Raw genomic sequence first — 12,154 nt, 5'->3', positions numbered from 1 at the left:
ACGGCACTATTACCCACAGGTGGGGTGCGCCCTACCCCCGAGACGGGGGAGCACGCCAGTGCTCGGCCCCCTGCTGACGACCAGGCTTGTCCCATGACTTCCTGGGGATTGCGAGTGTTCCGGCTGCATCGCCCGCTGGGGGTGCTGGCCGGGGCGATGGTGCCGCTGTTGGTCGTGTGCGTGTTCGGACTGCTGCTGGATGATCGCACGCTCGTCAACGCGCCGCTGTGGGCCAAACCGTTCAAATTCGCGGTTTCGGTGGCGTTGTACGCGCCGACGCTGGCGTGGCTGTTGTCGCTCGTGAAGCGCGGCCGCCGGGCCGGCTGGTGGATGGGCACGGTGTTCGCCGTCGGCATGGGCACGGACATGGCGCTGCTGGTGTGGCAGGTGCTCGTCCTGGACCGTCCGCTGCACTTCAACCACGAGACGCCGGCCGACGTGACGATCGGCAACATTCTCGCGACCGGCGCGTTCACCGCGTGGGGCGCGACCGCGGCGGTGGTGATTCTGCTGCTGTTCCAAAAGCTGCCGGACCGCGCGCTGACGTCCGCGCTGCGGTGGGGAACCGCGCTCGCGGCGGGCGGAATGGGGTTGGCGCTCATGATGTTCTCGGCCAGCCCGGCACAGCAGCGGGTGCTGGACGGCGGCGGGAAGCCGTCGATGATCGGCGGGCACACGGTCGGTCTCGACGACGGCGGGCCCGGGTTGCCGCTGCTGGGGTGGAGCACGGTCGGCGGGGATATGCGGATCACGCATTTCGTGGGGATTCACGCGATTCAGGCGTTGCCGCTTCTGGCGCTCGCGTTGGTCGCGTTGTCTCGGCGGTATCCGGTGCTGTCCAACGAACTTGTGCGGCGTCGGCTGGTGTGGACTGGGGTCGTCGGGTACGCCGGGGTCATCGTGATTACGGCGTGGCAGGCAATGCGGGGGCAGTCGATTGTGCGGCCGGATGTGTGGACGCTTGCCGCGACTGCCGGGTTGGTCGCGGTGGTGGCGCTTGGCGGGGTGTTGTCGGTGCGGGCCGCGGCGGTTCCCAGTGAGCGGCATGCGTTGAGGGGATTCTGAGATCTGTCCGGTACCTCTTGCCGGGCCGGTCGCGGGTGGCTGGCCCGACGGGAGGACGGGGTCATGGCATTTCCCCAGGAGCTGCTGGATTCGCTGCGGCGCGCGCCGGAGGACGTCGCGTTCGAGCACGGGGAGCGGCGGGTTCGCCGGGGAGAGGTGCTCGATCTCGTCGGGCGGTTCGTGGCCGGGTTGCGGGCGGCCGGGGTGCGCGCTGGGGACGGGGTCGGGATCGCCACCGGGGTGACGCCGGAGGGGTGGGCCGCGCAGGTGGCGGTGCAGACTCTCGGGGCTCGGGCGGTGGGGGTGCGGGAGGGGTTGCCCGCGGCGCATTTGGCCGCGGTGCTGGACGGGGTCGTGGTTGTGGTGACTGATGGTTCAGTTCAGTTGCCTGGGGTCCGGGCGTTGGTTGTCGGGCCGGAGCTTCTTGCCGAATACGAGGAGCCGGTGCCTTGCGGGCGGCCTGAGGACATCGGGTGGGTGGTTTTCACCAGCGGGAGCACGGGGGTGCCCAAAGGGGTCGCGTATCGGTTCGATGCGCTGGGGGAGTTCGGGATCGAGCAGCGGGGGAAGACGCCGGAGGGGGAGTATCGGCGGTTTTTGCTGTTCGGGACTTTGAGCAGTGCGGTGATGGTGTTGCATTTGCAGGCTTGTTTGCTTGCCGGGGGCACTGTGGTTATTTCGGTGGGGGTGCCGGATTTTCCCTGGATTCTGCCTCGGTTGGATATCACGGCGGCGTTGGTGACGGTGCCTCGGTTGTATCGGATGCTGGATGTGTTGCGGCGGGAGCAGGTTGATCTTTCCCGGTTGCGGGCGCTGACTGTGGCCGGGTCGCCGGTCGAGCCCGGGTTGCTGGCTGAGGGGTTCGAGCGGATCGGGCCGGCGTTGCGGCAGGGGTATGGGCAGACTGAGACCGGGAAATTGACTGTGTTGTACCGAGAGGACGTCGATGGGCATCCGGAGACGATCGCTTCGGTGGGGTTGCCTTGCGACGGTGTTTCGGTGGAGGTTCGGGATGCTGCCGGGCACGTGGTTCCCGCGGCGGTTTCCGGGGAGGTTTTCGTTCGTGCGGCTCGGGTTTTCGCGGGGTATTGGGGGGATCCCGCGTCGAGTCGTTCGGTGCTGGTCGACGGGTGGGTTCGCACGCAGGACATCGGGCGGTTGGACGAGCGCGGGTTTTTGTATCTGACCGGGCGCGCGCGGGATGTGGTGATCGTCAACGCGGTGATTCATTACACCGGGCCGATCGAGCGGGTGCTCGCTTCGCATCGAGAGGTGGATCAGGCGTACGTCGTGGCTGTGCCGGATGAGCGGACCGGAGAAGCGGCGCACGCGTTTGTTGTTGCCGCGCCTGGGTGCGTGCCTGATCCGGTGCGGTTGCGGGAGGCTGTCGCCGCGGAGCTGGGGGAGGGGGCGGTTCCGGCTTCGGTGACCGTGGTGGGGGAGGTTCCTGTTGCGGCGTCTGGGAAGCCGGACAAGGGGGCGTTGCGGGGGATGGTTTCGCGGGGTTCTTAAACGCCGTGAAGGGCTCCTTGAAGGAATCAGATTCCTTCAAGGAGCCCTTCACGGACGTTGGGTTATTTAGACGCCCGCGGTTTGCTTGATCCAGTCTCGGCTGTTGGCGACGCTGGCGTAGTTCTGGGTGCCGTGTTCGTCGCTGCCGGAGTTTTCGCCGGTGGAGCAGACGCCCACCTGGACGCCGTCGGCCAGCTGCGGGCCGCCGGAGTCGCCGTGCCACGAGGAGCCGGTGACGCCCTTGCTGGCGATTGCCTTGCCGTTGAAGGCGTCCGTGCTTTCGCCGGTCACCTGGACGTCTGCGGTCTTCAGGGTGTCGGACGGCGGGCTCTGGTCCTTCGTGCGGCCCCAGCCGTAGATCTGGTTGGTGGCACCGTTTTCCGGGTCCTTGTCGGCCAGCTTCATGAACGTCGTGTCCACTGCGGACTTCAGGTGCAGCAGGGCGATGTCGCCGTTGGGCGAGGCCTTCTGCTCGTCGACCGCCGCTTCCGTGCCCTTGCCCAGTGAGACGTCGCCGACCTTGACGTGCATGCCGCCCTTGTTCAGGCAGTGCTGCGCGGTGAGCACCCACTGCGAGGCGATGATCGTGCCGGAGCATTCGAAGCCGCCGTAGTCGGTCACGTCGTCCCAGAAGATCTGGGCGCCCCACGGGGCCGACTTCACGGTGCCGCCGCCGATGATGTGCGTGTCGGCGCTCGCCGGGAGTGCCGCCCCGACTCCGAACGCCATCGCTGCCCCTGCGACGACGGCCGCCGCTTTCGCGTAACGCATGGAAAATCCCTCCGCCTCGGTGGTGATTTCCCGACCGTAGGCGGCATCTGGAAATCCGGTAACCTACGGAAGTCGGTCTTCGATCCACGTTTCGCGGAGCGTGCCGTCCGGGTCAAGGCGCTGGTGGAGGGCTTCGGCTTGCTCCGGACGGGTGAGCGCGGCGACGGCGGCTTCCTGCCGGAGATGCAGTGCTTGGACGGCGATGCGGAGCTTGCGGATCCGGCCGCGTACCCGGAGGCGGGCTCGCCACGGGTGCCAGAGGACGGCTAGCAGGAGACTGGTGGTTTCGGCGCGGTAGCTCTGGGCAGCTTGGGTGAGTTGGTCGGTGTCTGTGATACCGCCCAGGCGTCGGTCGACGGCCGCTGTTACGGCGCTTTCCAGGACACGTTCATGGGCACCGGCGGCGAAATCGGCTACTCGGCGGGGGATTCCCGCGACCAGGACCGCAGTGAGGAGCTCGGACAGGGCGTCGTGGAGGGCGCGGTGTGCGTCCGTGCCGTCTTCGAGGACGGCGGCGATCCCGAGTGCGTTGGCGAGGGTTTTCCGGCTGGTCAAGGTGTTCGGGGGCAAACCGATCCGGATTTCGTGCACACCGCCGGAGATCGCGCGGGTCGCTTCGAGCCGGCGGTATACCTCGGCGCGGAGCTGGCGGCGTTCCTGGACCTTGGCGAAGTAGTTCGTCAGCGCGGCGCCGACGACGCCTCCGCCGGTGGTATAGGCCAGTTCGACCAGGCCGGGCATCCGGGGCTCCCTCCCTCGCGGACTGCATATGCTGGCAGGCAAGCGAGAACTACAGGGGAGCGGGATGCGAACGGTGACCTTCGGCGCGGCGCGCGGCGACCGGCTGGTGATCGCGGTGCGCGGCCGGGCGCATCCCGGCGCGGACGATTTCTGGGACGGGAACTGGCTGGTCAGCCCGATCGAAATCGTGTCCGGCGGGTTCACCGCGCGGCTGGCCGCCGGGTTGCGGGCCAATGAACTGCAGGCGTTTCGCCAGGAATTGGCGGCCTGCACGGAGTCCGGCGGCAGCGCGCGGTTGACGTCGCTGGAGGACTGGCTGGACCTGACCGTGACCGTCGCGGCGGACGGTCTGGTCGAGGCGGAGGGCGTCGCGGTCGCGGATCATTCGAGCGGGAACCGGTTGCTGTTCCGTCTTGAGGGGATCGAGTACGCACAGGTGGCGGAGGTTGTGGCTGCGTTGGCGGCGGTGGAGGCGGAGTTTCCCGTGCTGGGGCTTCCGTGAAGGTGGTGTGCGCGGATGGCGTATGAGATCCACCTGTACTGCCGGACTGGCGGGTTGAGCGCGGCCGCCGGGTTCGAAGTGCTGACCGCGGCGTTGCCGGTCGAGGATCGCCGCGACGGTGAAGGCTGGGTGTCCGCGGAGGTAGGCGACGGCTGCCAGCTCGAGTTCTCCGCGGGGACTCCGGTGGTGGCCGCGATGATCGCCGAACTGGTGTCGAGCGACGAGTCGGGCCGGGTCGGCGCCTCGGACGCGATAGCGGCGCTCACGCTGAGCGGCGAGGTCGAGTGGTCGACGGTGTCGGCGGTGTGGCGTTCGGCGAAGTCGTTGTGGGACGTGGTTCCTTACGATGACGGCTCCGGTTTCGCCGTGGACCTGGACGAGTTGTGACCCGCGACAGCGGGGAGTACCCGGTGCTGACGCCGGTGTGGGCCAAGCGGCGCGAAGTGCCCGCTGATTCCGGTGTGGCGCGGGAGCTTGCCGCGATGGAGGCGCTGGTTCGCGGGGAGTCGTCCGGGCCGGAGTTCTCCCTGGCCTGGGGCGCTGCTTGGCGGCTGTCCACCGAACGACGGGAACGGTTGCGGACCCCGTTCTACCAGGTCTTGAATCACCTGTTCTTCGTCCTCGAGGACTATCCGATCGATCCGACACTGCGCGACCCGGGCGACGTGACGGACGAGGAGCTGCTCGTTGAGGTGCGTGCGGCGCTGCGGCGGCTGGCGGCGGAGGAAGGCTTCTCCGTCCGAGGTCCGGTTGCGCGGGAGATCCAGCTGTACTGCCGGACCGGCGGGTTGAGTGCGGCCGCCGGGTTCGACGCGCTGACCGCGGCGTTGCCGGTCGAGGATCGCCGCGACGGTGAAGGCTGGGTGTCCGCGGAGGTGGGTTGTCAGCTCGAGTTTTCCGCGGTCGCGCCGCTGATTTCGGAGGCGCACTTGGAGATGATCCTGAAGGTGTCTCCAGGTGACGAGCCGGGTCGGGTCGCTGCTGCCGACGCGATCGTGACGCTCGCGGTGAGCGACGAGATCGCGTGGCCCGCGGTAACGGGGGTGTGGCGGGCGGCGAAGTCGTTGTGGGACGTGGTTCGGTACGACAGCGGCGCGGGCTGGGGGGCTGAGTGAGCTACATTTTCACTACTGTCGACGACGAGGACGTGTGGAGTCCGGCCCTTCGGGTCGGCCGGTTGTTCGTGAACATGGGTGTGACGCTGGCGCACAACTTCGACCTCGACATCAGCGATGCCGGGTTCAGCCCCATGGCCGCCGATTTCTACTACGTGGACCCGGCCAAGCTTGCCGTGTTCGTGCGGACCATGCTCGACAGCTCGGTGATGACTCATCACGTGTACCGGGAATTGGCGCGCGGGTTTCTCGGAGTATGCCTGGTTCTGCTGGAACGGTCCGGTATTCCGGTCGAAGACGTGCCGCCGGATGTGGCCCGGTGCCGGGATTCGATGCGGAACATCCCGAGCTGATGTCGTGGCCGGAGATTCCGCGGTTGAGCAGGTTGTCGTCGCGGGAGCGGTTCGAGTGGTGGATCGGCGGGGGACGGCTGCCGGACGGAACGCATCCGTGGGGCTGGGGCGAGTTGCTGAGCCTGTTGTTCAGCGGGTTGTGGAGAGAGATCGACGAGGGCCAGGCGTGGTCGGAGGCGGAGAAGGACCGGTATCTGCGCGCGGCCTGTGACGTGCTTTCGTACGTGGAGGAGCACGGGCTGATCGAGGCGGACGAGCTGCTGAACCGGCAGTTGTTCATGTCGATCGGGCTCGTGAAATCCGGGTTTTCCTTGCCTGGCAAGGGGTATACCGCGGAGGACGCCATCCGGCGGATCATGGCGGTGCTCACGCCCGAGCGGATCGACGAGTGCGAGCGGCTGAGCCCTGGGCGGACGAAGTTGTCCACGCCGGAGATCGCCCGGCTGCATCGGGTCAAGCAGCTCATCAAGCTCGCCGGGGAGGTGCGAGACCACCTCGTCGATCCGGGGCTGCGCGCCGTCGTGCTTCGGTGGGAACCGCTGTATCCGCGATTGCCCTGAGAAAGGCGGAAATGCTCAGCCACCACGAACGCATCGTCGACGTGATGCATCGTCCCGGGATGTACGGGATCTGCACGCTGCAGCAGGCGGATGAGGTGGAAGAGTTGTTCGCGCTGGTAAGGGAGTTCCTCGCCGAAGCACGGCAGCTCACGCTCCCGCCGCCTCCGGCGAGGCGCTTTCTTTCGCAAGAGCGTGCCGGTGCGGAGGAAAGGTGAACGACCCGGAGTCGCGGCGACCCGTCAGTTTCTGGGATTTCCACCGGATCTCGGACATCTTCGCCTGGCCCACTCGCCGCAGGTCGCTCCCCGTGGAACGGCCGGACATCTCGTGGCGGTCGATCAAGGTCATGGCGGAATGGAGTGCCGACCCGCTGTGGGTCTTCGATCCGTACGCCCACGACGTGACCACCCCCGTCGACCCCGCGTCGCCGGAGCTGGGGCTGAGCGCGGAGCTGGCTCGCGACCTGTCCGCCTGGCAGGACGAATGGGACGCCATGATGAACCACGACGACCCGGCTTCGTCCGCGTTCCCCTCGGCGGAGGCCGAGCGCAGCTTCGACGAGCGCGGCTGGGAACTCGCCCGGCGGGTTCGGCGGGAAGTGCCCGCGGAGTGGGACGTTTCCTACTCGAGCCATCTGTCGAGCCGAGAGGTCTTCCTCGACTGAGACCCGCTCAGTCCTCGACCGGTTTGGTCCAGGCCACCTGCACCAGCTCCGTCCCGTGCCGTCGCGAAACCAGCGTTCCCCGGCCGGCAGGCTGCGGCGAAGGCTTCACATCGCCCAGCAGCGCGCCCTCTTCCTTTCCGCCGGACATGACCAGGCCAGGCGACCCCAGCTCCCGCACCCGCTGGATCACCGCCTCGTACATGCCTCGCCCGGCCCCGCCGGAGGAGCGGGCCAGGATCAGGTGCAGGCCGATATCCCTTGCCTGCGGGAGGAATTCCAGCAACGGCAGCACGGGATTCCGGCCCGCGGTCGCGACGAGTTCGTAGTCGTCGATGACCACGTACAGGTCCGGCCCCCGCCACCAGGAGCGGTTGCGCAGCTGATCGGGCGTGACATCGGGCCCGGGGAGGCGGTTGCGCATCGCGGTCGCGCATTGGTTCACCAAGTCCGTCAGCGTGTTCTCCGCACCGGCATAGCCGAGCAGGTGCGGTTGATCGACCACGCCCAGCAGGCCCCGGCGGTAATCGCCGACCAGGATCAGGGCTTCGTCGGGGGTGTTAGTCGCGCAGATGCCGGTGACGAGAGCGCGCAGCAGCGAACTCTTGCCCGATTCGACGTCGCCGAAGGCCAGGAAGTGCGGGTCCGTCCGGAAATCGAGGTGGACGGGGCGCAGGGTCGATTCCGCCAGGCCCAGGGTGATCCGGCCGTGGGGAGCGGCGGGGAGGGAGTCCAGCGGGACTTCCGGGGGCAGGAGGCGGACCTGCGGAGCGCGCGGGCCGGTCCAGGCGGCGGAGACTCGGCGGACCAGGTCCAGGCCGCCGGCGCCGACGGTTTCCGGGCGTTGGTCGGAGTCGATGCGCGGGAGGGCCGCGAGGAAGTGCAGTTTGTCCGCGGTGAGACCACGGCCGGGGCGGTCGGCGGGGACGTTTTGAGCCACCTTGCGGTCGATGGACGAGTCCGCCGGGTCGCCCAAGCGCAGTTCGAAGCGGGTGCTGATGGCGTCGCGCAGCTGGGCGCGGGCGCCGATCCACTGGTTCAGCGAGACCAGGACATGGATGCCGAAGCCCAGACCCCGTTGCGCCAGCGCGGTGATTTGTTCTTCGAGCTTCTCGTACTCCGAGCGGATGGTGGTCCAGTTGTCCACGAACAGGAACACATCGCCGAACTCGCGGTCGTCGCTGCTTTCGGTGAATTCGCCGCGGCGGCTGCGGAAGGCGGCCATCGACTCGATCCCGTGCGCGGCGAAGAATTCTTCCCGTTGTTCCAGCAAAGTGACCAGTTCCGCGACGACCCGGCGGCAGCGTTGCGGGTCGCGGCGGGTGGCGTAGCCCGAGACGTGCGGCAGGCCGGCGATCGGGGCGAGTGCGCCGCCGCCCATGTCCAGGATGAAGAACTGCACCTCGGCGGGGGTGTGGGTGAGCGCGAGCATCGCCGCGATGTCCTTCATCAATGTCGACTTGCCGCTTTGCGGTGCGCCGACGATCACCGCGTTGCCCGCCGCACCGGAGAAATCCGCCCACAGCATGTCGCGGCGCTGTTCGAAAGGCTTGTCCACCAACGCGACCGGAATGGTCAGCTTGCCGTTGCCGCCCCAGCCGAGGGGACACAGGCCGCGGCGGGGGTCTTCGCCGATCGGGGGCAGCAGCTGGTCCAAAGTGGGCGGTTCGGCCAGCGGCGGCAGCCAGATCTGGTGGGCGGCTGGGCCGCGTCCTTCCAAACGGGACAGCATCGCGCCGATGATCGTTTCGCCGGTGCCTTTCGCGGGGGCCTCGGCGGCGGGTTGTTCGGCGACTGGTACTTCAACCGGTCCCAGTGTGAACGGCAGGACGCCCAGTTGTTGTCCGTCCGAACGCACAATCCGGCTGCGTGGCGGGAGTTCGCCGGAGACGTACGCGGCCTTCAGCCGGATCAGGGTGTCGTTGTCGGACTTCAGATACGCCGAACCCGGCACCGGCGGCAGCTGGTAGGCATCCGCGACACCCAGCACCGCACGGCTTTCCGCAGCGGAGAACGTTCGCAGGCCGATCCGGTACGACAGGTGCGAGTCGAGCCCGCGCAGGCGGCCCTCTTCGAGACGCTGCGAAGCCAGAAGCAGGTGGATGCCCAGCGAACGGCCGAGCCGTCCGATGGCGACGAACAGGTCGATGAACTCCGGCCGCGAGGACAGGAGCTCGGAGAACTCGTCGATGATCACCAGCAGCGACGGCAACGGCTGCAGCGGAGTACCGTCCGCGCGCGCCTTTTCGTAGTCGCGCACCGAGGCGTAGTTGCCTGCCGCGTGCAGAAGTTCCTGCCGCCGCAGCAATTCGCCGTTCAGCGCGTCCGCCATGCGGTCGACGAGCGCGAGGTCGTCGGACAGGTTCGTGATCACCGCGCAGGTGTGCGGCAGGTTGGTCATGCCGGCGAACGTCGCGCCGCCCTTGAAGTCGATCAGCGCGAGGTTCAGCTTTTCCGACGAATGCGTGACGGCCAGCGCGGTGACCAGCGTGCGCAGCAGTTCGCTCTTGCCGGACCCGGTCGCGCCGATCACCAGGCCGTGCGGGCCCATGCCGCCCTCGGCGGATTCCTTGAGGTCGAGGTCGACCGGGCGGCCGTCGGGGTTCACGCCCAACGGAATCCGCAGCCGGTCGCGCGCGGGGCGCGGAGCCCAGGTGACGGTGGTGTCGGTGTCGCGCGGGTCGCCGATGCCGAGCAACCCGGCCAAGCCGAAGGTCGAGGACATCGGTTGTTCGCTGACCACCGCGCCGCCGTGGTGCAACGGCGTCAGCATCCGGGCCAGCGCTTCGGCCGCGCCGTGGTCGAGCCGGTCCGGCGTGCCGAGGAACCCGAGCCGCGCTTCGGTGCCGTCGAGCACCACCATACCGAGCTGATCCGGTGAGACGTGCAGGCTCAGCAACCGCTCGGTCGAGGTCGCGCGAGGCTGGTCGCCGCCGACTTCCAGCACCGTGATGCCCAGACGGCCTTCTTCGGCCAGCAGCCGCGGTTCGCCGTGGGAGTCGCCGCCGTCGACGACGAGCACGATGTGCGGCAGGTCGGCCGCGTTACCGCGGCGCGAGAACGCGGGTCGGTCGCCGAGGTCCGGGCCGAGCAACCGCGCCAGTTCCGCGGCGTTGTCGGCGAACAGCCGCCGCGGGCCGGTCGCGTCGGCGAGCACCGGCGCGGTGGCGTGCGGCAGCCACTTCGCCCAATCCCAGTCGTGCGAACGGTCCGGGGCAACGCAGAACGCCACCCGCAGGTCGGTCGGGGAGTGGAAAGTGACCAGCTGAGCCAGGACGGCGCGGGTCATCCCGAGCACGTCGAACCGGCGGCCGGACAGCGTCGCGGCCGCGTACGAGCGCAGCGACACCGAAACCGGCAGGCCTTCGACGGTCGAGAAAGTCTGGATGAAGTGCTTGAGGTTGGTGGAGGAAACCGGGTCCAGCTCTTCCAGCGGCGCGATCTGCGGCGCGCGCAACGGCGTCGCGAGCGGCTGCGGCCCGGTGGCCGCGCGCACCATCGCGAACGAGCGGTCGGCGCGGCGGCGGTCCCAGTGCTGGTCGGTTTCGACGTACGCCCACAGGTCCGCCGGATCCGGCTGCTGCGCGATCAGCGTGGCGCGCTGCGAGTCGGCGACCGCGCGCACGCGCGTGCGAAGACCGGCGAGATACCGCTGGTAGTCGCGGCGCTCCTCGTTGATCTGCGCCTTCTTCGCCATGCCGCCGCGGCCGAGCGACATCACGATCATGCCGCCCATCGCGGTGACGAACAGCGCGCCGAAGATCCAGGTCATCACCCCGCCGTCGCGTCCGATGTAGACGAACGACATCGCGCCCATGCCGAGCATCATCGGCAGGAACATCATGAGCTGCATCACGCCGCCGGAGCCGCTCTTGGGCAGCATCGGCGGGGACTGCAGCATGATCTCCCCAGGCTGCTCGCCGAGCAGGCCGAGGCGGTCGCGGGTGGAACTCATGCCCCGTATTTTGGCCGCCGGTTGTCCGGTCGCGGTGGGTACTTTTGCCGTCCGCTCGCCCGGCGGCGCGAACTTACGCTCTGCGCAGACGCCCCGCACCGGTGCGTCGTACGCACGGAGCGGGAGGGAGAGCCATGGGCACGACCGGCGAGTACCGGGCCGAGCCGGAGGCCATGCGCTCCACCGTCGGCAACGTGGGCGCCGTCATCGCCCACGGCATCAACGCCGTCGCAGACCTGGAAAAACTCGTCCTGCAGCCGACGACATTCGCCAGTTTCGGCAGCGTCGTCGCGGCGGCCAACGAGGCGCTGCACTCGCAGCAGGTGACCGCGGTGCGTTCGCTGCTGCAGCTGCTGCAGGAGATCAACGGCCTGGTCAAGCACAGCGCCGACGCTTACCAAAGCGCCGACGAAGCCGTTTCCGACGGCTACGGCGGAGGTGCCCAGTCTGCTGGGTCTTCTACGCCGCTGACGTCGATCTGGGGAACCCCGCACGCCGCGCACCTGGCCGCAGCGGCGATCACCGACAGCACCGGCGCGCACGGCGAACCGTCCTCGGTCGGCAACGTGCTGCGCTACCTCGGCGACGCGGACCTCGGCAGGCTCGCCGAGCACCCGCTGACCGACGCCCGCTTCCATGGCGTCGCGGACTTCAACGACTGGCTCGCCGGCGACGCCGACAACCAGGCGCGCGTCGGCCTGATCGAGGTGTACTCGGGCACCGCGCGCACCTTCGGCGACGTGCCCGGCGGCGTGCACAGCGGCGACGTTGTCGTGGTGGAGCCGCTTCTGCTGCCCGAACACCACCCGGTGATCGGCGTCGCCGGGGACGGCGGCGCCCTCTACAACCACGGCCCTGTCGATCCGGGCCTCGGCGGACTGGCCAAGGTCAGCGTTTACCGGCCCGCCTCCGTCTGACC

General features: G+C 68.6%; 13 protein-coding genes. 10 read left to right on the top strand and 3 right to left on the bottom strand.

Annotation, left to right across the window (positions count from 1 at the left end):
* Positions 1-93: 93 nt before the first annotated feature.
* On the top strand, positions 94-1,065 hold the full coding sequence (locus tag ACWDNU_RS08870; RefSeq protein WP_449668362.1) for a hypothetical protein: 972 nt from the start codon (positions 94-96) through the stop codon (positions 1,063-1,065).
* A gap of 63 nt (positions 1,066-1,128) precedes the next feature.
* Positions 1,129-2,577, top strand: a complete 1,449-nt coding sequence (locus ACWDNU_RS08865; RefSeq protein ID WP_449668361.1) for a class I adenylate-forming enzyme family protein — start codon at positions 1,129-1,131, stop codon at positions 2,575-2,577.
* A 66-nt stretch (positions 2,578-2,643) separates the two neighbouring features.
* Here ACWDNU_RS08865 and ACWDNU_RS08860 read toward each other — a convergent pair whose 3' ends face one another.
* Both ACWDNU_RS08860 and ACWDNU_RS08855 read right to left on the bottom strand, forming a co-directional pair.
* A complete protein-coding gene (locus ACWDNU_RS08860) occupies positions 2,644-3,348 on the bottom strand; it encodes a S1 family peptidase (RefSeq protein ID WP_370939217.1) in 705 nt (234 codons plus the stop codon).
* A gap of 63 nt (positions 3,349-3,411) precedes the next feature.
* The gene (locus tag ACWDNU_RS08855) at positions 3,412-4,089 is read right to left on the bottom strand and encodes a hypothetical protein (protein WP_449668360.1); all 678 of its coding nucleotides are present in this window, start codon (positions 4,087-4,089) and stop codon (positions 3,412-3,414) included.
* Positions 4,090-4,153: 64 nt separating this feature from the next.
* On the opposite strand from ACWDNU_RS08855, the gene ACWDNU_RS08850 reads away from it, so the two are divergent.
* The 7 genes from ACWDNU_RS08850 to ACWDNU_RS08820 are packed head-to-tail and all read left to right on the top strand — an operon-like array spanning position 4,154 to position 7,283.
* Positions 4,154-4,591, top strand: coding sequence for a WapI family immunity protein (locus ACWDNU_RS08850; RefSeq protein ID WP_449668359.1), 438 nt, complete (start codon positions 4,154-4,156; stop codon positions 4,589-4,591).
* A gap of 15 nt (positions 4,592-4,606) precedes the next feature.
* Positions 4,607-4,978, top strand: coding sequence for a hypothetical protein (locus tag ACWDNU_RS08845; protein WP_449668358.1), 372 nt, complete (start codon positions 4,607-4,609; stop codon positions 4,976-4,978).
* On the top strand, positions 4,975-5,706 hold the full coding sequence (locus tag ACWDNU_RS08840) for a hypothetical protein (RefSeq protein WP_449668357.1): 732 nt from the start codon (positions 4,975-4,977) through the stop codon (positions 5,704-5,706). Before ACWDNU_RS08845 ends, ACWDNU_RS08840 begins: the two co-directional genes overlap by 4 nt.
* Positions 5,703-6,059, top strand: coding sequence for a DUF6086 family protein (locus ACWDNU_RS08835; RefSeq protein WP_449668356.1), 357 nt, complete (start codon positions 5,703-5,705; stop codon positions 6,057-6,059). Before ACWDNU_RS08840 ends, ACWDNU_RS08835 begins: the two co-directional genes overlap by 4 nt.
* Positions 6,026-6,619, top strand: a complete 594-nt coding sequence (locus ACWDNU_RS08830; protein ID WP_449668355.1) for a hypothetical protein — start codon at positions 6,026-6,028, stop codon at positions 6,617-6,619. The genes ACWDNU_RS08835 and ACWDNU_RS08830 overlap by 34 nt, the downstream gene beginning before the upstream one ends.
* Positions 6,620-6,630: 11 nt before the next feature.
* Entirely contained in the window at positions 6,631-6,834 is a 204-nt protein-coding gene (locus ACWDNU_RS08825) for a hypothetical protein (RefSeq protein WP_449668354.1), read from the top strand.
* Positions 6,831-7,283 (top strand): hypothetical protein, encoded by a 453-nt coding sequence (locus tag ACWDNU_RS08820; protein WP_449668353.1) that lies wholly within the window; start codon positions 6,831-6,833, stop codon positions 7,281-7,283. Before ACWDNU_RS08825 ends, ACWDNU_RS08820 begins: the two co-directional genes overlap by 4 nt.
* A 7-nt stretch (positions 7,284-7,290) precedes the next feature.
* On the opposite strand, the gene eccCa is transcribed toward ACWDNU_RS08820, so the two are convergent.
* Positions 7,291-11,235 carry a type VII secretion protein EccCa gene (gene eccCa / locus ACWDNU_RS08815; protein ID WP_449668352.1) on the bottom strand — a complete coding sequence of 1,315 codons (3,945 nt, stop codon included), beginning with the start codon at positions 11,233-11,235 and terminating at the stop codon, positions 7,291-7,293.
* Between the two features lie 134 nt (positions 11,236-11,369).
* Between eccCa and ACWDNU_RS08810 the strand changes: the two genes are divergently transcribed.
* A complete protein-coding gene (locus ACWDNU_RS08810; protein WP_370939208.1) occupies positions 11,370-12,152 on the top strand; it encodes a WXG100 family type VII secretion target in 783 nt (260 codons plus the stop codon).
* Positions 12,153-12,154 lie beyond the last annotated feature (2 nt).

Source organism: Amycolatopsis sp. NPDC003676, assembly GCF_053587275.1.
This window is presented reverse-complemented; position numbering and strand designations above follow the sequence as displayed.

Bases quoted from the DNA above. Each gene is read 5' to 3' on its own strand.
- ACWDNU_RS08810 (WP_370939208.1), top strand. From the start codon at position 11,370: ATGGGCACGACCGGCGAGTACCGGGCCGAGCCGGAGGCCATGCGCTCC.
- ACWDNU_RS08860 (WP_370939217.1), bottom strand. From the start codon at position 3,348: ATGCGTTACGCGAAAGCGGCGGCCGTCGTCGCAGGGGCAGCGATGGCG.
- ACWDNU_RS08850 (WP_449668359.1), top strand. From the start codon at position 4,154: ATGCGAACGGTGACCTTCGGCGCGGCGCGCGGCGACCGGCTGGTGATC.
- ACWDNU_RS08855 (WP_449668360.1), bottom strand. From the start codon at position 4,089: ATGCCCGGCCTGGTCGAACTGGCCTATACCACCGGCGGAGGCGTCGTC.
- eccCa (WP_449668352.1), bottom strand. From the start codon at position 11,235: ATGAGTTCCACCCGCGACCGCCTCGGCCTGCTCGGCGAGCAGCCTGGG.
- ACWDNU_RS08870 (WP_449668362.1), top strand. From the start codon at position 94: ATGACTTCCTGGGGATTGCGAGTGTTCCGGCTGCATCGCCCGCTGGGG.
- ACWDNU_RS08825 (WP_449668354.1), top strand. From the start codon at position 6,631: ATGCTCAGCCACCACGAACGCATCGTCGACGTGATGCATCGTCCCGGG.
- ACWDNU_RS08865 (WP_449668361.1), top strand. From the start codon at position 1,129: ATGGCATTTCCCCAGGAGCTGCTGGATTCGCTGCGGCGCGCGCCGGAG.
- ACWDNU_RS08845 (WP_449668358.1), top strand. From the start codon at position 4,607: ATGGCGTATGAGATCCACCTGTACTGCCGGACTGGCGGGTTGAGCGCG.